The sequence below is a fragment of the Stenotrophomonas maltophilia group sp. msm4 genome (assembly GCF_032025605.1).
Classification (GTDB): domain Bacteria; phylum Pseudomonadota; class Gammaproteobacteria; order Xanthomonadales; family Xanthomonadaceae; genus Stenotrophomonas; species Stenotrophomonas sepilia.
In genome coordinates, this window is the sequence record NZ_JAVSKK010000003.1 from 358,741 (window position 1) to 378,719 (window position 19,979).

Annotated in this window: 18 protein-coding genes and 1 tRNA gene; 6 read left to right on the forward strand and 13 right to left on the reverse strand. The window is 67.7% G+C overall.

Translation table 11 applies throughout. From position 1 onward, the window contains the following. The first annotated feature begins 89 nt into the window (after positions 1-89). Together ROV93_RS15875 and ROV93_RS15880 are read left to right on the forward strand one after the other, a co-directional pair. Entirely contained in the window at positions 90-545 is a 456-nt protein-coding gene (locus ROV93_RS15875; RefSeq protein WP_072168047.1) for an Rrf2 family transcriptional regulator, read from the forward strand. Next, positions 535-1,440 carry an NAD(P)/FAD-dependent oxidoreductase gene (locus tag ROV93_RS15880; RefSeq protein WP_072168046.1) on the forward strand — a complete coding sequence of 302 codons (906 nt, stop codon included), beginning with the start codon at positions 535-537 and terminating at the stop codon, positions 1,438-1,440. The genes ROV93_RS15875 and ROV93_RS15880 overlap by 11 nt, the downstream gene beginning before the upstream one ends. A gap of 110 nt (positions 1,441-1,550) precedes the next feature. Here ROV93_RS15880 and ROV93_RS15885 read toward each other — a convergent pair whose 3' ends face one another. The 4 genes from ROV93_RS15885 to ROV93_RS15900 form a co-directional block, all read right to left on the reverse strand. Next, positions 1,551-2,771 carry an RtcB family protein gene (locus tag ROV93_RS15885; RefSeq protein ID WP_005420260.1) on the reverse strand — a complete coding sequence of 407 codons (1,221 nt, stop codon included), beginning with the start codon at positions 2,769-2,771 and terminating at the stop codon, positions 1,551-1,553. A 56-nt stretch (positions 2,772-2,827) separates the two neighbouring features. After that, the gene (locus tag ROV93_RS15890) at positions 2,828-3,952 is read right to left on the reverse strand and encodes a slipin family protein (RefSeq protein ID WP_072168045.1); all 1,125 of its coding nucleotides are present in this window, start codon (positions 3,950-3,952) and stop codon (positions 2,828-2,830) included. Between the two features lie 357 nt (positions 3,953-4,309). Beyond that, a tRNA-Gln gene (locus ROV93_RS15895) sits at positions 4,310-4,380 on the reverse strand. 649 nt (positions 4,381-5,029) lie between these two features. Continuing rightward, a complete protein-coding gene (locus tag ROV93_RS15900) occupies positions 5,030-5,986 on the reverse strand; it encodes an aldo/keto reductase (protein ID WP_053496774.1) in 957 nt (318 codons plus the stop codon). A gap of 169 nt (positions 5,987-6,155) precedes the next feature. On the opposite strand from ROV93_RS15900, the gene ROV93_RS15905 reads away from it, so the two are divergent. Both ROV93_RS15905 and ROV93_RS15910 read left to right on the forward strand, forming a co-directional pair. Continuing rightward, positions 6,156-7,013 (forward strand): class I SAM-dependent methyltransferase, encoded by an 858-nt coding sequence (locus tag ROV93_RS15905; protein WP_061478983.1) that lies wholly within the window; start codon positions 6,156-6,158, stop codon positions 7,011-7,013. 242 nt (positions 7,014-7,255) lie between these two features. Next, a complete protein-coding gene (locus ROV93_RS15910) occupies positions 7,256-7,795 on the forward strand; it encodes a pseudouridine synthase (RefSeq protein ID WP_072168044.1) in 540 nt (179 codons plus the stop codon). A gap of 94 nt (positions 7,796-7,889) precedes the next feature. On the opposite strand, the gene ROV93_RS15915 is transcribed toward ROV93_RS15910, so the two are convergent. Together ROV93_RS15915 and hrpB are read right to left on the reverse strand one after the other, a co-directional pair. Continuing rightward, on the reverse strand, positions 7,890-8,264 hold the full coding sequence (locus ROV93_RS15915; protein ID WP_061478985.1) for a hypothetical protein: 375 nt from the start codon (positions 8,262-8,264) through the stop codon (positions 7,890-7,892). Positions 8,265-8,461: 197 nt separating this feature from the next. After that, positions 8,462-10,966, reverse strand: coding sequence for an ATP-dependent helicase HrpB (hrpB, locus tag ROV93_RS15920; protein WP_072168043.1), 2,505 nt, complete (start codon positions 10,964-10,966; stop codon positions 8,462-8,464). A 67-nt stretch (positions 10,967-11,033) separates the two neighbouring features. On the opposite strand from hrpB, the gene ROV93_RS15925 reads away from it, so the two are divergent. Continuing rightward, positions 11,034-11,831, forward strand: a complete 798-nt coding sequence (locus ROV93_RS15925) for a TatD family hydrolase (RefSeq protein ID WP_072168072.1) — start codon at positions 11,034-11,036, stop codon at positions 11,829-11,831. Positions 11,832-11,909: 78 nt separating this feature from the next. Here ROV93_RS15925 and ROV93_RS15930 read toward each other — a convergent pair whose 3' ends face one another. The 4 genes from ROV93_RS15930 to ROV93_RS15945 all read right to left on the reverse strand — a co-directional run bounded on the left by ROV93_RS15930 (position 11,910) and on the right by ROV93_RS15945 (position 15,687). Beyond that, positions 11,910-12,836, reverse strand: a complete 927-nt coding sequence (locus tag ROV93_RS15930; RefSeq protein WP_072168042.1) for an NAD-dependent epimerase/dehydratase family protein — start codon at positions 12,834-12,836, stop codon at positions 11,910-11,912. Further along, positions 12,833-13,771, reverse strand: a complete 939-nt coding sequence (panE, locus tag ROV93_RS15935) for a 2-dehydropantoate 2-reductase (RefSeq protein WP_072168041.1) — start codon at positions 13,769-13,771, stop codon at positions 12,833-12,835. Before panE ends, ROV93_RS15930 begins: the two co-directional genes overlap by 4 nt. A gap of 159 nt (positions 13,772-13,930) precedes the next feature. Next, positions 13,931-14,722 carry an ABC transporter permease gene (locus tag ROV93_RS15940; RefSeq protein ID WP_005420226.1) on the reverse strand — a complete coding sequence of 264 codons (792 nt, stop codon included), beginning with the start codon at positions 14,720-14,722 and terminating at the stop codon, positions 13,931-13,933. Continuing rightward, positions 14,719-15,687: an ABC transporter ATP-binding protein gene (locus ROV93_RS15945; protein WP_072168040.1), complete on the reverse strand. Its 969-nt coding sequence runs from the start codon at positions 15,685-15,687 to the stop codon at positions 14,719-14,721. The genes ROV93_RS15940 and ROV93_RS15945 overlap by 4 nt, the downstream gene beginning before the upstream one ends. A gap of 84 nt (positions 15,688-15,771) precedes the next feature. On the opposite strand from ROV93_RS15945, the gene ROV93_RS15950 reads away from it, so the two are divergent. After that, positions 15,772-16,521, forward strand: coding sequence for a ferredoxin--NADP reductase (locus ROV93_RS15950; protein ID WP_180890614.1), 750 nt, complete (start codon positions 15,772-15,774; stop codon positions 16,519-16,521). 72 nt (positions 16,522-16,593) lie between these two features. Here the strand turns inward: ROV93_RS15950 and ROV93_RS15955 are convergent, their stop codons facing one another. The 3 genes from ROV93_RS15955 to ROV93_RS15965 all read right to left on the reverse strand — a co-directional run bounded on the left by ROV93_RS15955 (position 16,594) and on the right by ROV93_RS15965 (position 19,827). After that, positions 16,594-17,763, reverse strand: coding sequence for a lytic polysaccharide monooxygenase (locus ROV93_RS15955; RefSeq protein ID WP_312540364.1), 1,170 nt, complete (start codon positions 17,761-17,763; stop codon positions 16,594-16,596). A gap of 175 nt (positions 17,764-17,938) precedes the next feature. Then, entirely contained in the window at positions 17,939-19,108 is a 1,170-nt protein-coding gene (locus ROV93_RS15960) for a lytic polysaccharide monooxygenase (protein ID WP_072168037.1), read from the reverse strand. Between the two features lie 233 nt (positions 19,109-19,341). Continuing rightward, the gene (locus ROV93_RS15965; RefSeq protein ID WP_072168036.1) at positions 19,342-19,827 is read right to left on the reverse strand and encodes a DUF1203 domain-containing protein; all 486 of its coding nucleotides are present in this window, start codon (positions 19,825-19,827) and stop codon (positions 19,342-19,344) included. Between the last annotated feature and the right edge of the window lie 152 nt (positions 19,828-19,979).

Sequence of the window (19,979 nt, forward strand, 5' to 3'; positions counted from 1 at the left end):
GTGAAGAAAGTGTTTCATAGGACAAATGTGTCCATATGGAACGAATACGGACCCTGGACAGGGGATATAAATGTAACTAATGTAGTTACATGAAATCCGCGAACCTGCTCTCTGACGCCCTGCATGTGATGGCGCACCTGGTCGGTCAGGACGGCCCGCGCACCTCCGAGCAGCTGGCGTCCTGCCTGCCGACCCATCCGGTGGTGATCCGCCGCCTGCTGGCGCAGCTGCACAGGGCGGGCCTGGTTCACAGCGCCCGTGGTCATGGCGGTGGCAGCCAGTTGGCCCGCGATGCCGCAGCCATCACCCTGCATGACGTCTACCTGGCGGTGGGCGCACCGTCGCTGGTGCAGGTCGGTACCCGTGATTCCGGCGGTGGCTGCCCGATCCAGCAGCTGGTCAACAGCGCTTTGCTGGAGGGTGCACGCGAAGCACAGCGCCTGCTCGAACAGCGCCTGCGGGCGACCACGCTGGACAAGCTCGGCGCCGACTTCGCCCGCCATCTCGCCCATCACCGTTCCCTGGAAGGTCACCATGAATCCTGATGTGCTCATCGTCGGCGGCAGCTATGCCGGCATTGCTGCGGGCCTGATCCTGGCCCGTGCCCGCCGCGCGGTCACCGTCATCGACGCCGGTTTGCCGCGCAATCGTTTCGCCAGCCATTCGCACGGGGTGCTGGGGCTGGATGGCATCAGCGGTGCCGAGCTGCTGAAGGCCGCGCGCCAGCAGCTGCTGGACTACCCCAGCGTGCGCTGGGTGCATGCCGAGGCCGTGCAGGCCAACGCCAGCGCAGAGGCCGTGGAAGTACGTACCGCCGATGGCCAGGTGCTGGCCGCGCGCAAGCTGCTGCTGGCCAGCGGCATCGCCGACCAGCTGCCGGCGCTGCCGGGTCTGGCCGAGCGCTGGGGCAGCACCGTGCTGCACTGCCCCTACTGCCACGGTTACGAAGTGGGTGGCGGCGCCATCGGCCTGCTTGGTGGCCATCCGATGTCCGCCAGCAAGGCGCCGCTGTTTGCCGACTGGGGCAATGTCACCTTCTTCAGCCAGGGCCTGCCGATCACCGATGAGGAACGGGCTGCCATGCAGCAGCGCGGCGTGCGGATCGAGACGTCGCCGGTGCTGGGCGTGCAGGGCGACCAGCCGACCTGGCTGGAAGTGGAGCTGGCCGATGGCCGCCGCATCGCCCAGCGGGCGCTGTTCGTGCCGGCCACCCAGGTGATGGCCACGCCGCTGGTGCAGCAGCTGGGTTGCACATTGGCCGAGAGCCCGCTGGGCGAGTTGATCGAGGTCGACATGATGAAGCAGACCTCGGTGCCGAACGTGTATGCCGCAGGCGATGCGACGACGGTCGGCAACATCACCCTGGCCATGGCCGAAGGCGTGCGCGCGGGCATCGGCGTGCACCACGCGCTGGTGGCCGAAGACAGCGTCGTGCGCTGAACGTTGCACAGGTAGAGGCCGACCCTGGTCGGCGCCGTTCCATCCACGCATGGCGTGGATCTACTGCAATTGGGTGCGGTGGGTGCCGGCCTTGGCCGGCCCCGCCCCATTTACCCCTTCACGCACAACACCTGGCGCAGGGTGTGCACCACGTCGACCAGGTCCAGCTGCGCGGCCATCACATCGTCGATCGACTTGTACGCGGCCGGTGACTCGTCCAGCACGCCGCTGTCCTTGCGGCATTCCACGTGCGCGGTGGCCTCGCGGTGCTGGGCCAGCGTGATCTGCTGGCGCGCGGCGCCACGGCTCATCACCCGGCCGGCACCGTGGCTGCAGCTGTGGAAACTGTCCGCGTTGCCCTTGCCACGCACGATGTAGCTGCGCGTGCCCATGCTGCCGGGAATGATGCCCAGCTCACCCTCGCGGGCACTGACGGCCCCCTTGCGCGTCACCAGCAGCTCCTGCCCGTGGTGCGTTTCCTTCTGCACGTAGTTGTGGTGGCAGTTCACTGCCATCGCCGCCAGCTGGAACTTCGGCAGCCGGTGGCGCATCTCGGCCAGCACGCGCGACATCATCGCCTCGCGGTTCTGCCGGGCGTAGTCCTGCGCCCACGACACGGCTTCGACGTAGTCATCGAACAGCGGCTCGCCTTCCATGAAGAACGCCAGGTCCTTGTCCGGCAGGTGGAAGCCGAGCACGCGCCGGGCCAGTTCCTCGCGCGCCTTCTCGATGAAGTAGGTACCGATCAGGTTGCCGGTGCCGCGCGACCCGCTGTGCAGCATCACCCACACCGTGTCGGTCTCGTCCAGGCACAGTTCGATGAAGTGGTTGCCACCACCCAGCGTCCCGAGCTGGCGGTCGAGCTTGTCGGTACGGATCCTGCGGTGCCTGTCCTTGATCTTCTCCAGGCCGGCGGCCAGCCCGGACTGCACCAGCCGGGTATGGATGCTGTCGGGCATGCGCTGATGCTCGCCGCCGCGCCCGTTGCCGACCGGGATGCTGCGCTCGATGCTGTTGCGCAGCTGCCGCAGGTCATCGGGCAGGTCGTTGGCGCGCAGCGTGGTGCGCACGGCCGCCATGCCGCAGCCGATGTCGACGCCGACCGCCGCCGGGATGATTGCACCGCGGGTCGGGATCACCGAGCCGACGGTCGCGCCCTTGCCCAGGTGCACGTCCGGCATCACCGCCACCCACGGCCCGACGAACGGGATCGCGGCGATGTTGCGCAGCTGCTCATGCGCCTGCGCCTCCAGTGGCACGCCGTTGACCCAGCCCTTGATCGGCGTGCTGCCCTCGGCATGCAGCCATTGATAATTGTGTTGAGTGTCCATGTCTTCGTGTATGTCCTTGATGGGCCGGCGGCGCGTCCCTGCGCCACCGCGACCCCCTACCTGATCGTCACCAGCTGCTTCAGCACGCCGTCCAGGCCGCCGAACACGGTGAGCGTGTCGATCTTCTCGGTGACCTTCTCCAGCGCCTCCAGCTCCTTCAAGCGCATCAGCACCGGGTTGTCCTCGATCAGCTTTGCGGTGTTGAGCTGCGAACGGGTGGCATTGGCCTCCTCGCGGCGGCGGATCACGCTGGCCTGGGCCTGCTTCTCGGCCAGCACCACGCCGTTGAGGATCTCCTTCATCTCGCCCGGCAGGATCACGTCCTTGATGCCCACGCCAAGCAGACGTACACCGTGGCCCTCGATCGCCGCCTGCACATGGGCGGCGATCTCACCGTCCAGTGCTGCCTTGTCGCCCAGCAGCTCGTCCAGGCTGCGCGCGGCAATCGCCTGGCGCAGGCCGAACTGCAGCTGCCGGTAGACAAACTCATCGGCATTGCTGAGCTTGCGGTGTGCCCGCACCGGGTCGACCACCTGCACGGTCGCGGCCAGGTTCACCCGCAGGGTCACCTTGTCGCGGCTGAGCAGCTCCTGGCCGGATACGTCCAGTGACCGTGCACGCAGTTCCACACGCTCCACCGACACGTTGCCGTTGAAGTTCCAGAACGCGTGCAGGCCGGCGTCCAGCGTCTGCCGCAGCGTGCCATCGATGAACAGCAGGCCCACCGACTCGCTCGGCACGCTGCTGATCACCGCCACACGCGGCAGCACGCCCAGCTGGCCCAGGCGCTGCTGCACGTCCGCCGGAATGCGCGGCTCGTCACCCAGCGCCATCACGCGCACCTGGGTGTCGACCGAACCGCGCCAGTACAGGCGACGGCTGCCCGGCGGCAGCACTTCATCGATGCGGCCATTGCGCAGCAACAGGCCAACTTCGCTGGCGCCGACGTTGGCCAGCACGAAGTGCGTCTCCAACTGCGCGCCCAGTGCTTCGATCAGGCTGTCCTGGTCGCTGCCGGTGTAGGCCGCGCCCTTCGATGCGGTGTGGATGTCCACCTGCGGGCGGCCGCCGAACGGCGACAGGCGGTGCACGCCCGGCAGCAGGATCTGCTGGAAACGACGGTTGCGATACACCAGGCCGCGCTCGCCGTCGCCGATCACGACCTTGATGGTCCAGAACATGGGAGTCTCTCCTTGTATGGCTCTGGTGGTTCGACCCGTTGCGGATGAATCACCATGACCCGGGTCGATCAGGTCGTGGCGAGGCCGCCTGCACACCACGTGCAGGCAGCGGAAGAGGGCGGCCATCGGCGGACGGTCCGCGCGCGGAGCCTTCGGTGCACCGGCAGTGCTGCCATCGTCGTTCCCGGCAGGCAGCACCGGGGCGGAACGTGGCTGGCAGTGACGGCGGGCCGAGGCCCGGCGTGCGGTCCGCTGCCTTCCACGCCCCCGCCCGAAGGCAGTGACCGTGGACGGCGACGATGGCCGCTGGGGCTTGCGCCCCGGGTGTTGCTTCAATTCATGACGTGACAGGTCATGTGGTTGGAGTGGGAGTCGAACCCACGACAGACGGAATCAGGATCCGTTGCTCTACCCGACTGAGCTATCCAGTGGTGAACCGCGCGGAATCGAACCGCGTACCGGCGAACCGGCGCCTGCCTCCAGCAGGCGATCCAGGCGATGGCTTGTCCGCGACCTCCGGCATACGCCACGGCAACGCCGCGCGCACCAGCCCGTGGTGGAAACGGGACCGTTGGAGAATCGAGGGTGCAGGCCACCGACATTATCGGCGAGCGACAATGTTTGGCTGCAATGCAGATAATGTCCAGGCGTTGCCGTGCACGCGGAGAAAATCCTCCGGCGCGGCAGAAAAACCTGGATCAGTGAGCGGCGGGTTGCCGCGCGGGGTGCAGTTCTGGCATCGCGGGTCCTTGTGCCGACGCAAACGAAAACGCCCCCGGGACTTGCGTTCCGAGGGCGTCGTCAGGCCTCGGAGATCGGGGTGGCCGATCTCCGCAGGGCGGGTATCAGGCCGTTGTCAGCTGGTCTTCCTTGCCGAACGCGCGCGCCGGCCGGTCCATGCGCAGGCATGGCAGCAGTTTGGCGATGGCGACGGAATGCGCGTTCAAGGGAAGTTTCCAGTGGGTGTTGAAACGAGGTGCGCACGATAAACCACGATTTAGTCGCGTGCAACCATTTTGTTGAATTATTTTCTTCGATGTACGTGTCATGCCGGCCAGCGGCCGGCACAACCGGGTCTCATGATTCGGCGCTGGCGGCATCCAGCTGCGCGACATCCTGCACGCTCAGCGATACGTTGGCTGCGGCCAGCAGGTCGTGCAGCTGTTCGACGCTGGTAGCGCTGACGATCGGCGCGGTGATCGACGGCCGCGCGATCTGCCAGGCCAGTGCGATCTGCGCAGCGCTGGCGCTGTGCTTGCTGGCTACGTCATCCAGCGCCTGCAGGATGCGCAGGCCGCGCGGGTTCAGATAGCGCTTCACCACCGTCTCGCCACGTGCCGGGCTCTTGGCTGCATCGGCCGGCGTGCGGTACTTGCCACTGAGGAAGCCACTGGCCAGCGCGTAGTAGCCGATCACGCCGATCTGCTCGCGCTGCACCAGCGGTTCCAGTTCCTTTTCGTAGCCGGCGCGGTCATACAGGTTGTACTCCGGTTGCAGGGTTTCGTAACGCGGCAACTTGTAGTCGGTGGACACCTTCAGCGCATCGGCCAGGCGCGTGGCGCTGTAGTTGGAAGCACCGATCGCACGCACCTTGCCGGCCTCGATCAGGCGACCGAACGCGGCCAGCGTGGCTTCCAGCGGCGTCGACTCGTCATCCTCGTGGGCCTGGTACAGATCGATCACGTCGGTCTGCAGCCGGCGCAGCGAATCCTCGACCGCCGCATTGATGTTGTCCGGGGTCAGGCCGGGGCGTTCGGCCCACTTGGCCACCTTGGTCGCCAGCACCACCTTGTCGCGCTTGCCGCTGCGGGCGAACCACTTGCCGATCAGCGTTTCCGATTCCCCGCCCGAATTGCCCGGCACCCAGGCCGAGTAAACGTCGGCGGTGTCGACCAGGTTGAAGCCGGCATCGACGAAGGCATCGAGCAGGGCGAAGCTGGCCTTCTCATCGGCGCTCCAGCCGAACACGTTGCCACCGAAGGCGAGCGGACGTACATGCAGGCCGGAACGGCCCAGTTCGCGGGTTGCCGTCATGGGCACGGACTCCTTGGGGGAAGTGTTCCAGAATAGAACGCGATGTGTGACCGTGCTGCGGCGACGACCACAAAACAGTGTTCCGCGACGCGCACGCCGCTAACGTTTTGTGAACACCTGGGACGCTGCGACTGCTAGTCTCGCCGCATCTTCCGCTGGAGTCGTCCCGATGATGCCTGCTTCGTCCCTGCGTGGTTGCCGACTGCTGCTTGCTTCGGCCCTGCTTGCTGCTGTTCCCGCGTTCGCCGCACCGGCCACGGTGGCACCGGCGAAGATCGAGGTCTTGCCGGCCATCGACGCGGCGGTGAAGGCGCCCACCCGCGATGCCAACAACGTCAAGCGCGATGGCTTCCGCCATCCGGCGCAGACGCTGTCGTTCTTCAAGGTAGCGCCGGAAAAGACCGTCATCGAGATCACCCCCGGCAACGGATGGTATTCGGAAATCCTGGCGCCGCTGCTGCATGACAAGGGCCACTACGTCGCTGCGGTGGTCGATCCGATGGCGGTGCCCGAAGGCCGTGGCCGTGACTACCAGCAGCGCAGCCGCGACAGCCTGGAAAAGAAGTACGCCGGTGCACCCGCGCAGTTCGGCAAGACCGCCGTGGTCGCCTACGATCCGGCCAAGCCGGTGTTCGGCCCGGCCAATTCAGCCGACGTGGTGCTGACCTTCCGCAACGTGCACAACTGGCGCAAGGCCGGCCAGGCGCAGGGCATGTTCCAGGGCTTCTTCAACGTGCTCAAGCCGGGTGGCGTGCTGGGCGTGGTCGAGCATCGCGCCAAGACCGACGTGGCCGACGACGATGACACCGGCTATGTCGGCCAGCAGCAGGTGATCGCGATGGCCGAGGCCGCCGGTTTCAAGCTGGATGCGCGCAGTGAGGTCAACGCCAACCCGCGCGACACCAAGGACCACCCCAACGGCGTGTGGACGCTGCCGCCGACCAACCAGCACGACAAGGCCGATGATGCGAAGTACCAGGCGATCGGCGAAAGCGACCGCATGACCCTGCGTTTCATCAAGCCGTAAGCCGGCACGCCCTGTTGCCAGCGCGGAGTGCCCCGTAGAGCCGAGCCGATGCTCGGCTCATTGCGCGCAGCGCGACGGAGTACAACAGCAGCCGAGCGCGGGCAATGCCGGCCGTCCTGACCGGCACCCTTCGGACCGTCGCACGCGACGTTGGCAGCGGCTCCTGCCGCTGCCTCCGGTTCTACAGTTGCCTGGGCGCGAGGCGTGGGACAATGCCCCACCCGCCGCCCGCCGTGCCTGCAATGCTGATCGCCTTCAACAAGCCCTTCAACGTGCTCTGCCAGTTCACCGACCGCAGCGTGCCGCCGCGGCCGACCCTGGCCGGGTTCGGCCTGCCGCCGCGCGTGTACGCCGCTGGCCGGCTCGACCATGACAGCGAGGGCCTGCTGCTGCTGACCGACAACGGCACGCTGGCGCACAAGCTCACCGACCCCAGGCACAAGGCCGACAAGACCTACTGGGTGCAGGTGGAAGGCACGCCCAGTGACGAGCAGCTGCAACAGCTGCGCGACGGCGTGGTACTCAACGATGGGCCGACCCTGCCGGCGAAGATCGAGCGCCTCGATCCAGCACCATTGCTGTGGACGCGCGATCCGCCGGTACGCTTCCGCAAGACCGTGCCGGACAGCTGGTTGGCGATCACGATCCGCGAAGGCCGCAACCGCCAGGTGCGGCGGATGACAGCGGCAGTGAACCTGCCGACGTTGCGGCTGGTGCGGGTGTCGATGGGACCGTACCGGCTGGAGGACCTGCAGCCCGGACAGTGGCGGCAGATCGGTTGAAACAGAAAGGGCCGGAGGCCTCTCGGCATCCGGCCCTCATGGAGTGCCTTGGGGTCAGAGCCCTTCCTGTGGAAGGGATCCGACCCCGGCAGGCTCAGGCGTCGCTGCCGATATCGCTGTGCTCGTCCACGACGGTGTCGTTGCGGCGGTCACGCGCGCTGATGCGCTGCGCCTGCCCATTCACCACATGGCCATTGGCAGCCTTCTTCTTCTGCTGCTTGCGGTACAGCGCATAGCCGAGCAGGCCGACACCCACCGCAGCAGCGGCCACGGCCACGGCCGGATTGCGGCGCACGAACTTGGTGGCGACCTTGCCGCCGGTCTTCACTGCGCCGAGGGCGGCGCCGGTCTTGATCCAATCCGCGTTGCGCAGGCTGCCACCGGCGCTCTTCAGGCCATCGCCAGCGGTGTGGGCCAGCTCCAGGGCGCGCTCCAGAGCGCGGTCGGTGATTACGGTCAGCTTGCTCATGCGGGGGTCCTTTGCCTCGGGTCGAAGTCCAGTGTCGCGCGTTGCCCGTAAACGGTATGTCAGTCGGGGACGCACGTGGTGTGACTCTACCGCAGCCATTCAGGATCAGGCAGGGTCCCAAACCGGTAGCCGGCCGCTGGCCGGCAGTCCCGGGCACCCTGTGGAATGCATTGCCGGCCAGCGGCCGGCACTACCCGTCAGGTTCCACGCGGCTTGGCGCGGTGCGTGGCTGTCGCGGTCCACGGATCGTCCGGCCACGGATGGCGCGGGTAACGGCCCTTCATTTCCTTTTTCACTTCGGCGTAGGTGTTTTCCCAGAAGTTGCGCAGGTCCTGGGTGACCTGCAGCGGGCGGCCGCCGGGGGAGAGCAGGTGCAGGGTCAGCGGCACGCGGCCATCGGCGATGCGCGGCGTGTCGGCCAGGCCGAACAGTTCCTGCAGTTTCACCGCCAGCACTGGCGGCAGCGGATCACCACTCTCGCTGTCCAACGCGTAGGTGATCGGCCGCTCCAGCCCGGACGGCACGGTGATGCGGGTCGGCGCATTGCGCTCGACCAGCTGCCGTTGTGACCATTCCAGCGGCGACTTCAGTGCCTCGCCGAAACTGGCCTCATCCAGCGCGTCCAAGCGGCTCTTGCCGGCGAACGCGGGTTGCAGCCACTGCGTGAGATTGGCCAGCAGGGCCGCGTCGCTGCAGTCGGGCAGGTCCAGCTCCGGCATCCAGCGCCGCAGTGACTCGACGCGCGCCTGCCACTGGCGCAGGCCCTCGGTCCACGGCAGCGCCTGCAGACCGAGTTCAGCCACCGCGTCGGTCAGTGCCTGCGCGGCGTGCTGCGGATCGACCCGGCCGGCCGAGCGGCTGTCCAGCACGATGCGGTCGAAACGGGTCTCGCGCAGCGCCACCAGGGCGCGTCGTTCGCTGTCCCAGCGCACCACGTCTTCAGTGACGAAGCGCTCCGGCCACGCCTTGCGCAGCCGATCCTCGTCCACCGGTGCGGCGCGCAGCAGCAGTGCATCGCGCGCCTCGAAGCGCAGTTCGCTGGCCACCAGCCACGGCTCACCGCGCAGGTCGCTCAGCTCGTGCAGGCGCGCGCTGCGGCCATTGGCCAGCAGGTAGCGCAGAGGATCGCTGGGATGCTGGAAGCCAATCCGGTCAGGGAAGGCATGAGCGAGCAGGTCGCCCAGCTCATGGGCCTCGATGCTGGCCGGCGGCGTGGCTTCGCAGCGCAGGCGGCTACGCCACTGCTTGGCGGCGGCATCGATCGCGGCCAGCCCGCTGCGGTTGGCATCGCCCGGTGTGCGGCCATTGCGGAACGCGGCCAGTGCGCGCCAGCGGGCCGCCAGCGCGTCGCCGCCCTGGCGCAACGGGTCGCGCGCCTCCAGCAGCGCGGCCAGGTCGGCAGCCAGCGCCTGGGCGCGGGCATCGGGCGCTGCCAGCAGCATCGCCGCCATCCGTGGATGCGTGCCCAGCGCCAGCACACGCCGGCCCAGTTCGGTGATCGCGCCACTGCTGGACAGGGCGCCGAGCCGCTGCAGCAGTTCGCGCGCGGCACCCATCGGGCCGGCCGGTGGCGGATCGAGGAAGCGCAGATCGCTGCTGCCCCAGGCCGCCAGCTCCAGTGCCAGTCCGGCCAGTTCCACCTGGTCGATCTCGGCGCGGCGCTGCGGTTCCAGCCGCTGCGACTGTGGCCACAGCCGCCAGGCCACGCCCTCGGCGACGCGGCCGGCGCGGCCCGCGCGCTGGTCGGCCGATGCCTGCGCGATGGCCACCACGTCCAGCCGGGTGAAACCACTGTTGGGGTCGTAGCGCGGTTCGCGTGCCTGGCCGCTGTCGATCACCACGCGCACGCCGGGCAACGTCACCGACGACTCGGCGACGTTGGTCGCCAGCACCACGCGCCGGCGGCCATCGCTGGCCACCTGAAGTACGCGCGCCTGTTGTTCCACCGGCAGTTCACCGTGCAGCGCCAGGACCTCGACATCGCCATTGAGCGATTCCTGCAGGCCCGCCTGCACCCGCGCGATCTCGCGCTGGCCGGGCAGGAACACCAGCAGGTCACCAGGGTGCTCGGCCAGGGCCTGCTGCACCGCGCGGCGCACCTGCAGTTCCAGCGCCTCATCGCGGCGCGCCGGGAAATGGCTGATCGCCACCGGGTAGCTGCGGCCCTCGCTGCTCAGCCGCGGCGCATCGAGAAAACGTGCCAGCCGCTCGCCGTCCAGCGTGGCCGACATCACCACCAGGCGCAGGTCATCGCGCAGCTGCGCCTGCACATCCAGCGCCAGCGCCAGGCCGAGGTCGCCGCTGAGATGGCGCTCGTGGAATTCGTCGAACAGGATCGCACCGACCTCTTCCAGCATCGGGTCGTCCTGCAGCACGCGGGTCAGGATGCCTTCGGTGACGACCTCGATGCGCGTGCGCGCCGAAACCTTGTTTTCGAAGCGGATGCGGTAGCCGACCGTGCCACCGACCTCCTCGCCCAGCTGCCGCGCCATGAACAGCGCGGCGCTGCGGGCTGCGACCCGCCGTGGTTCCAGCAGGATGATCTTGCGGCCCTGCAGCCACGGTGCGTCGAGCAGTGCCAGTGGCACCTGGGTGGTCTTGCCGGCACCGGGCGGGGCCTCCAGCACCAGTCGCTGATGCGCGGCCAGATGTTGCTGGATCTGCGGCAGCAGCGGGGAAATCGGGAAGAGCGGGGCGTTCATGTGCAAAGGATAAGGGGCCACGGCGGGCGCAGGTACAATGCGCGGGCACTTTTCCCCCGCGATGACCATGCTCCTGATCGATATCGGCGCCAACCTGACCCACGACTCCTTCGACCGCGACCGCGATGCCGTGCTGGACCGCGCGCGCCAGGCCGGCGTGGTGCAGATGGTCATCACCGGCGCCAGCCGCGAGCACTCGCCGTTGGCGGTGCAGCTGGCCCAGCAGCATCCGGGCTTCCTGTACGCAACGGCCGGCGTGCACCCGCACCACGCGGTGGAATACACCGAAGAATGCGATGCCGAGATGCGCGCGCTGCATGCCCACCCGGAAGTGGTGGCGGTGGGTGAGTGCGGGTTGGACTACTTCCGTGATTTCTCGCCGCGCCCGGCCCAGCACCGCGCGTTCGAGCGCCAGCTGCAGCTGGCGGCAGACAACGGCAAGCCACTGTTCCTGCACCAGCGTGATGCGCATGCCGACTTCATGGCACAGATGAAGAACTTCGAAGGTCGCATCGGTCCGGCGGTGGTGCATTGCTTCACCGGCGAACGCGGTGAGCTGTTCGATTACCTGGACCAGGATTGGTACATCGGCATCACCGGCTGGCTGTGCGACGAGCGCCGTGGCGCGCACCTGCGCGAACTGGTGAAGAACATCCCGGCCAACCGCCTGATGATCGAGACCGACGCGCCGTACCTGCTGCCGCGCACGCTGAAGCCGATGCCGAAGGACCGGCGCAACGAGCCGATGTTCCTGTCGCACATCGTGGAAGAGCTGGCACGTGACCGTGGCGAGGACGTTGCGGTGACCGCGGCCAATGCCACGGCGGCCGCCCGCGCGTTCTTCCGCCTGCCCGACGCGGGTTGATCCGTAGAGCCGAGCCCATGCTCGGCTTATCGCGCGCAGCGCGAAAGACGCAAAGAGCAGCCGAGCATGGGCTCGGCTCTACAAAGCGCTGTCCGGTAGCGCCGGGCCATGCCCGGCGAGCGAAGCGGCAAGGTCCGTCAGGCCTTCACGGTAACTCGGGAAGCGCGGCTGCCACCCCAGCGCTTCACGCGTGCCACGGCTGTCGATGCGCTTGTTGCTCTCGTAGAAGCGCCGCAGCGTCGGGCTCAGTACCGGGTCATCCCAGGCCACGGCGGGCGGCAGCGCAAACCCGCCCAGCTTCGCGGCGAAGGCCAGCACATCCTGCGGCGGCGCCGGTTCGTCGTCGCTGGGCAGGTAGAGACCCTGCCGGGCCGGGCGCCGCATTGCGGCGATGATGACGGTTGCCAGGTCATCCACGTGCAGTCGGTTGAACACCTGGCCCGGGCGAACCACGTGGCGCGCACGCCCCTGCGCCAACTGCACCAGCGCATTGCGACCCGGCCCGTACAGGCCGGGCAGGCGGAATACCGCCGAGGCGATGCCGCGTTGTCCGGCCAGTGCGCGCCACTGGGCTTCCGCGAGCAGGCGCTGCACGCCAGCCGCTTCAGTGGCGTCGGCCGCGCTGCGCTCGTCGATCCAACCGCCGGCGCGGTCGGCATACACCGAGGTCGACGACAGATAGCCGACCCAGCGCAATGCCGGGCTGGCCTGCAGCGCGGGCAGCAGCAGGCGCAGTGCCGGGTCGCCCTCCGCGTCGGGCGGCACGCTGCACAGCACGGCATCGGCCTGCGCGATCACATCGAGCAGGGCAGGCGACGGTGGCGTGTCGGCGTGCAGCTGATGCCGTGGCAGGCCATCGTCCGGCGCGAACGAGGGATCGCGCACCGTGCCGGCCACGCCTATGCCGTGCGCCTGCAGCTGCGCGGCCAGCACGCGTCCGCTCCAGCCCAGCCCGAGAATCAGTACCCGCGCGGGCAATGGGCTGGCCTGCAAGGCGGGACTCACGCGACCCGCAGTGCCTTGTAGGCCTGCAGACTGCTGTAGGCAACCTGCAGCAGCAGGGCTTCCTGATCAGCCCTGCGCGCACGCACCAGCATGTCGCCAACAATCTGTTCGGCCTCCACCTGCTGGCCGGCCTCCAGATCACGCAGCATCGAGGCCTTCAACGCCGAGCCGGCCTGGGTCAGCGTGCCGCGCGCAGTGTCCTGCGCTGCCTCCGGAACCGGTTCACCGGCGGCTTCGGCGACGGCCAGGCACTCGTCGTAAAGGCCACGTACGATCGCCTCGCCATCATCGGTGGCGACGATGGTGCCGATATCCGCACGCAGCAGGCAGGTGGCTGCGGCCAGCGCGGTCAGGAAGGTGTACTTGATCCACTGTTCCTGGCCGATACGTTCGCTGGCAAGGTGATCAAGGTTGGCCTTCGCGCAGACCGCAGCCAAGGCGCGCACGCGCGCGGAGATCGCGCCGCCGTCGCGCTCGCCGAAGGTGAGCTTGGCCGGCTTGCCCAGATGCAGCACCGCGCCATCGGGCGCCTTGGTGGCGCTGATGAAGCACAGGCCGCCGAGCACCGCGTCGCGGCCAAAGCGCATATCCAGTGCGTTGTAGTGGTGCAGACCGTTGAGGATCGGCAGCACGGTGGTGTTCGCTCCGACTGCCGGGGCGATGGCATCGATCGAACTGTCCAGGTCGTAGGCCTTGCAGCTGAGGATGACCAGATCGAAGGGCTTCTGCGCGGCCAGTGCGGGCAGTGCATCAGCAGTGACGTGCTGAACCGGGAAACGCGCATCACCCAGTGGGCTGCGCATGACCAGGCCATCATGGTCCAGCTGCGCGGCGCGCGCGGGGCGCACGAGGAAGGTCACGTCCACGCCGGCCTGGGCCAGGCGGCCACCGAAGTAACCGCCGGTACCGCCGGCGCCGAGGATCAGGATGCGCATTGCACGTTCACCGTTTTCTGGGGGGAATCAGAACTGCGATTGTGCCGGAGATTGCAGGCAAAAAAGAGCCGAGCATAGGCTCGGCTCTACAGACTGCTGCATCCACGCATGGCGTGGATCTGGTGTTGCCGGCCCGCGGCCGGCACTACCACGCAGGTCTCAGCTGCGCATGCCCACACCACGGCGCAGCAGCCACAGGGCCAGCGCCGTCAGCACCACCACGAAACCGATCATCAGGCCGTAGGCCACCGGCAGCGGTACATCGCTGCTACCCAGCAGGCCATAGCGGAACGCGTTGACCATGTAGAAGATCGGGTTCGCGTGCGTGGCCGCTTCGGCCCAGCCCGGCAGCAGCTTCACCGAATAGAACACGCCACCCAGGTAGGTCAGCGGGGTCAGGATGAAGGTCGGCACGATCGCCACGTCATCGAACTTCTTCGCATACACCGCATTGATGAATCCGGCCAGCGAGAAGATCGTCGCGCCGAGGATCACCGTGGTCAGCATCACGATCGGATGCGGGATTCGCACCGGGGTGAAGAACATCGCGATGATCAGCACGATCACGCCGACCATCAGGCCGCGCAGCACGGCACCGGCCACGTAGCCCCACAGGATCACCCAGTTCGGCATCGGGCTGACCAGCAGTTCTTCGACGTGGCGGCCGAACTTGGCACCGAAGAACGAGGAACTGATGTTGCCGTAGCTGTTCTGGATCACGCTCATCATCACCAGGCCCGGCACGATGAACTGCATGTAGGTGTAGCCGCCCATGTCACCCACGCGCGACCCGATCAGGTTGCCGAAGATCAGGAAGTACAGGGTCATGGTGATCGCCGGCGGCACCAGGGTCTGGCCCCAGATGCGCATGATGCGGGCGACTTCGCGGCGCACGATGGTCATCAGCGCGATGCGGTTGCGCTGGCCGTCGGTCAGCTCGGTGGTGCTCATGCAGGCTTCTCCATGTTGCCGGTGAGGCGCACGAACAGCTCCTCCAGGCGGTTGCTCTTGGTACGCATCGAACGCACGCGGATACCCGCCTCGTTCAGCGTGGCGAACACGCGGTTGAGGTCCATCGCGCGTGGCATGTCGATGTCCAGCGTGTGCGGGTCCGGCGCGGTCAGCGTCGCGCCCTCGATCACCGGCAGCTGCGCCGGCAGGTCACCGTCGATGTCCAGCAGGAAGCCTTCCACGTCCAGCTTGGCCAGCAGGGTGCGCATCGGCCCCTGCTCGACGATCTGGCCATGGTTGATGATCGCCAGGTGGCGGCACAGGTACTCGGCCTCTTCCAGGTAGTGGGTGGTGAGGATGATCGTGGTGCCGGCACCGTTGATCTCCTTCAGCACGCGCCACATGTCGCGGCGGATCTCGATGTCCACGCCGGCGGTGGGTTCGTCCAGGATCAGCAGCCGCGGGCGGGTCATCATCGCGCGGGCGATCATCAGCCGGCGCTTCATGCCGCCGGACAGCGTGCGGCTCATCACCTGCGCCTTTTCCCACAGGTGCGCGCGCTTCAGTTCTTCTTCGGCGCGCTGCTCGGCTTCCTCGCGCGGCACGCCGTAGAAACCGGCGTAGTTCACCAGGATGTCGAAGGGCTTTTCGAACAGGTTGAAATTGATCTCCTGCGGCACCAGGCCGATCAGGCGCATGGTGGCGCTGCGGTTGCGCACCAGGTCGCTGCCGAACACTTCCACCTGGCCCTCGCTGAGGTTGACCAGGGAGCTGATGATGCCGATCAGGGTCGACTTGCCCGCCCCGTTGGGGCCGAGCAGGGCGAAGAAGTCGCCCGGGGCCACTTCCAGGGAAACGCCCTTCAGGGCCTGGGTGCCGTTGTCATAGGTCTTGCGCAGGTCGCGCACGCGCAGGGCGGGCGCCGTATCGTTCTGGGATGCCAAGCTCGAAGCCTTCGCGCCCATGGGCTGGCGCTGGAGAGGGGCGGGGAGGGGCTATTATAGAAGACCCCGAGGGCTTGCCCCGGCTACACACTGTCCCGAAAAGTCGTGCCTGTTCAATTCCCCCTCAAGCTGGTCGGCTGCCGCATGCTGGCCCCGACCGTCGGCCATTACCAGTTCGTGCGTGACGATGGGCAGCCGCTGGATTTCCAGCCCGGCCAGTTCATCCAGGTCCATTTCAGCTACGCCGACGGCACCGAAACCAAGCGCAGCTACTCGCTGGCGACCATCCACGACCATGCGCTGGGCCCGGGCGAGGCGGTGGACATCGCGGTCAGTTTCGTGCCCGGCGGCGCCGCCACGGCCCTGTTCGAGGCGCTGGAGCAGGGCAGCCAGATCAGTGCGTCCGGCCCCTATGGCCGGCTCTGCCTGAATCCCGGTGACCACAACGCCCGTTACCTGCTGATCGCCACCGGTACCGGTGTTACCCCGTACCGCTCCATGCTGCCGCTGCTGGAGAAGGCCATGGCCGAACGCGGCGTGCAGATCGTGCTGCTGCAGGGCGCGCGCAGCCCCGGCGAGCTGCTGTACAGCGAAGATTTCTACAGCTTCGCCGAAAAGCACGCGAACTTCCGCTATGTTCCGTGCCTGTCGCGTGAACTCCCGGCTGATCCGCACCCGGACGTACAGCACGGCTACGTGCAGCAGGCGCTGGCCGGCTTCACGCCGGACCCGGCCACCGACATCGCCTACCTGTGCGGCAACCCGGACATGGTCGATGCCTGCGCCGAGCTGCTGAAGGCCGCCGGCCTGGGCAACCCGCAGATCCGCCGCGAGAAGTACGTCAGCAGCAAGTAGGCGGGGCGTGCCGACCGCTGGCCGGCAACCCCGCGAACCGGAGGCGGCACCCTGCCGCCCCCGGTGCCTGCCTCAGTACGCGACCCAGGCATCACGCCAGGCATAGCCGGTGCCCGGGCGATAGGCATCGGCATTGATGTTGCACCACGCGCCTTCCGGGAACGGGCGGCAGGCGTACAGCTTGCCGTCGGTGCCCTTCACCACGGTCTCGCCCGGCGTGTAGCTGCCGAGGCCGGCCGGATACACGAAGTCGAAATCGCCACCCGGCGGGTCGACCGGATCAACCGGGTCCGGCACCTGGGTTTCCAGCTGGAAGCGATTGCCCGGCTTCAGGTACACGCGGTTTTCGGTGGCCGATGCGACCGGCGTGATCACGCCGTTCTTCATCACACCGACGCGGGCGTGCTGCGCACTGGCATTGACCTTGCGGGCCAGCGCCAACGGCCACTGTGCGGGAGCGGTCTGGCCGGCCGCCAGCGTGGTCTCCACGCGCTCCAGGTCATTGCCGTTGGCATTGAACACACGCAGGGTCACGGTGCTGTCCACGTCCAGTGCACCGTTGGCGGTCACAGCGCCGGCATCCTGCCACTGCGGCGGCGGAACCACGCCATCGCCGCCTTCGAAGCGCACGTCCATGCAGGTATAGAACGCCTCCTGCGAATCCGAGCGCTGCCAGGTGTTGTAGATGATGTGCTGGCCACTGCGCTTGGGCAGCGGGCAGTCCAGCTTGTAGACACCGCCTTCGGACAGCGGCGTGTTGCCCAGCGTGCAGAATTCCTGCAGGTCGGCCCAACGCAGCGGGCTGCCCGGCTGCCAGCCATCGCGGGTGACGTAGAACTTCCATTCGCGGGTGGCGTGCGGCGCCGGCGCGCGGAACTCGAAGGTGTAACGGCCACGGGCGTCGGCGCGGATCGGCGTGGTCGGCCAGTCCGTGCGGTTCAGGTCGAGCCCGCGGTACTTGGGAATGCTGGCACTGCACAGTTCGCCATCGCGCACCAGTTCGCGATGGTTGCCATTGGCATTGCCGTGGGCAATCGCGCTCCAGTCGTAGAACGGCTGCGAACCACCGATGGCCTTGGCGGCGGCGCAGGCCGGGTTGGTCGGGTTTTCCGGATTGCCCTCGTGGCACTGCTTCACGCGGCTGAGCGGCTTGGTCATGGTGCCGTGGGCGAAGGCGCTGCCGGACAGGGCCAGGCCGGCAACGACGGACAGTGCGAGGACTGCCCGATGGGACAGGTGCATGCAGAGACTCCTTTGCGAGGTATGGGAAACCCCATGAAGTCTTCACATGCAGACAGGCCGGCAATATCGGACAAGTTTGATTTCAGTGGCTGTCGTGCCTGATCTGCAGCACGCTGCTCAAAGCACTGCGGCTCAGGCAGAAGGCGGCGCGATGCGCACCGCCTTCTACAACGGGTCAGTAGGGCACCCAAGCATCGCGCCATGCACTGCCCATACCGGGGCGATATGCCTCGGCATTGACGTTGCACCACGCCCCTTCCGGGAATGGGCGGCAGGCGTACAGCTTGCCGTCGGTGCCCTTTACCACGGTCTGGCCGGGGACGTAGCCGCCAATGCCTGCGGGGTACACGTGGTCGAAATCACCGCCCGGCGACGGCGTGCCCGCGTCCGGCACCCGGGTGTCGAGCTGGAAGCGGTTGCCGTCCTTCAGGTACACCCGGTTGTCGGTGGCCGAGGCCGCCGGCGTGATCACGCCGTTGCTGAGCACGCCCACGCGTGCGTGCTGCGCACTGGCATTGACCTTGCGTGCCAGCACCAGAGGCCACTGTGCGGCGGCAGTCTGGCCGCTGGCCAGCGTGGCTTCCACGCGTTCGACATCATTGCCGTTGGCATTGAACACGCGCAGCGCCAACGTGGTGCCGACCGGCAGCTCGCCGCGCGCGGTGACCGGGCCGGCATCCTGCCACTGCGTTGCCGGTGCCGTTCCGCCGCCGCCCTGGAAGCGCACGTCCATGCAGGTATAGAACGCCTCGGTCGAATCCGAGCGCTGCCAGGTGTTGTAGATCACATGCTGGCCGCTGCGCTGCGGCAACGTGCATTGCAGCTTGTAGGTGCCATCGGCCGACAGCGGTGTATTGCCCAGCGTGCAGAACTCCTGCAGGTCGGCCCAGCGCAGCGGGCTGCCCGGCTGCCAGCCTTCGCGGGTGACGAAGAAGCGCCAGTCACGGGTGGCGTGCGGTGCGGTCGCCTTGAACACGAAGGTGAACCTGCCATTGGCATCGGGCTGGATCGGCGTGGTCTGCCAGTCACTGCGGTTCACATCCAGCCCGCGGAAGGTCGGGTTGTTGCCGCTGCACAGCTTGCCGTCGGGTACCACGGCCTGGTGGTTGCCATTGGCATTGGCCTGGTTGATGCCGTTCCAGTCGTAGAACGCCTGCGAACCGCCGATGGCCTTGGCGGCGGCACAGGCCGGGTTGGTCGGGTTCTCGGGGTTGCCCTGGAAACAGGCGTAGACGCGGCTGACCGGCGTGGTCATGGTGCCGTGGGCGAACGCGTTGCCGGCCAGGCACAGGCCCGCAGCCACGAACGAGGTGGCCAGCAACAGCGGTGTGGATCGGAATGACATGGCGCATCCTTGTGGTCGTCGAAAGGGAACGGTGACCGCAGGCGCTGCGCTGCGCGGCGGACTTCCGGCGGCACCACGGCGAGTATCGAGTCGCGATGCAGGCGACGGAACCATCGAAGTGCCGATCCGTGACTGCGCATGTGAAGCCCTTCCCGCAGGCTTCACGCAGGACTGAACAGATGCGCTGTATGTCACGTGATCGGCGTGGCATCGATCACGTCATGGAGACCACGCTACGCGGTCCCGGTACCCACCCGATCTGCCTGGCACGAGAAACAGCCATGCGCCGCGTTGTGCAGCTGGACGAACGCCACCGACGGGTCGGCAAACAGTGCATCCAGATGGTCGGCCACCTCGGTGCCCGCACAGACCTGGGCACCGCACATCAGCGCGGCGTGGTCATAGGCACGCATCGAAATCATCCGGCGCTGCACATACGGGGACACCTCGCCCGGCGTCAGCACGCAACGGGTCACGCCGCGCTGCACGAAGATCGGGCCGGCGGCGCGGTACGGCGAATGCAGCGGCAGGTGGACGTGGGACAGCAGGAGCAGCTCGCTGCCAGGCGCGGGATCGCTCAGGCTGATCCGGCAGGGATGTCCGCCGTTGGCGCCGGCCCAGCGACGCTGGATGCCGAGCGCGGCGAGCGCGCTGTCGCTCATCTCGAACAGGTGCAGGAAGGGGCGATGGTCGATGCCACCGAGGTACCACGTGTGCATGGGCGTCTCCTGGGTCTGCGGCGGATTCTGCGCGTGCGCCGGCGGCCGTGCTCGCCGTTTTCAGACCCCGCATCGCCGTCGGGCCGGGGCACTGGCCCATGGGGCGCTGCGGTCCGCCGCCGATGCCGCCCTGTGCCGGCCGAGGCCGAGGG

What these genes read in the sequence shown, in the direction of transcription:
- ROV93_RS15875 (WP_072168047.1), top strand. Translation starts at nt 90, where the DNA reads ATGAAATCCGCGAACCTGCTCTCTGACGCCCTGCATGTGATGGCGCAC.
- ROV93_RS15880 (WP_072168046.1), top strand. Translation starts at nt 535, where the DNA reads ATGAATCCTGATGTGCTCATCGTCGGCGGCAGCTATGCCGGCATTGCT.
- ROV93_RS15885 (WP_005420260.1), bottom strand. Translation starts at nt 2,771, where the DNA reads ATGGACACTCAACACAATTATCAATGGCTGCATGCCGAGGGCAGCACG.
- ROV93_RS15890 (WP_072168045.1), bottom strand. Translation starts at nt 3,952, where the DNA reads ATGTTCTGGACCATCAAGGTCGTGATCGGCGACGGCGAGCGCGGCCTG.
- ROV93_RS15900 (WP_053496774.1), bottom strand. Translation starts at nt 5,986, where the DNA reads ATGACGGCAACCCGCGAACTGGGCCGTTCCGGCCTGCATGTACGTCCG.
- ROV93_RS15905 (WP_061478983.1), top strand. Translation starts at nt 6,156, where the DNA reads ATGATGCCTGCTTCGTCCCTGCGTGGTTGCCGACTGCTGCTTGCTTCG.
- ROV93_RS15910 (WP_072168044.1), top strand. Translation starts at nt 7,256, where the DNA reads ATGCTGATCGCCTTCAACAAGCCCTTCAACGTGCTCTGCCAGTTCACC.
- ROV93_RS15915 (WP_061478985.1), bottom strand. Translation starts at nt 8,264, where the DNA reads ATGAGCAAGCTGACCGTAATCACCGACCGCGCTCTGGAGCGCGCCCTG.
- hrpB (WP_072168043.1), bottom strand. Translation starts at nt 10,966, where the DNA reads ATGAACGCCCCGCTCTTCCCGATTTCCCCGCTGCTGCCGCAGATCCAG.
- ROV93_RS15925 (WP_072168072.1), top strand. Translation starts at nt 11,034, where the DNA reads ATGCTCCTGATCGATATCGGCGCCAACCTGACCCACGACTCCTTCGAC.
- panE (WP_072168041.1), bottom strand. Translation starts at nt 13,771, where the DNA reads ATGCGCATCCTGATCCTCGGCGCCGGCGGTACCGGCGGTTACTTCGGT.
- ROV93_RS15940 (WP_005420226.1), bottom strand. Translation starts at nt 14,722, where the DNA reads ATGAGCACCACCGAGCTGACCGACGGCCAGCGCAACCGCATCGCGCTG.
- ROV93_RS15945 (WP_072168040.1), bottom strand. Translation starts at nt 15,687, where the DNA reads ATGGGCGCGAAGGCTTCGAGCTTGGCATCCCAGAACGATACGGCGCCC.
- ROV93_RS15955 (WP_312540364.1), bottom strand. Translation starts at nt 17,763, where the DNA reads ATGCACCTGTCCCATCGGGCAGTCCTCGCACTGTCCGTCGTTGCCGGC.
- ROV93_RS15960 (WP_072168037.1), bottom strand. Translation starts at nt 19,108, where the DNA reads ATGTCATTCCGATCCACACCGCTGTTGCTGGCCACCTCGTTCGTGGCT.
- ROV93_RS15965 (WP_072168036.1), bottom strand. Translation starts at nt 19,827, where the DNA reads ATGCACACGTGGTACCTCGGTGGCATCGACCATCGCCCCTTCCTGCAC.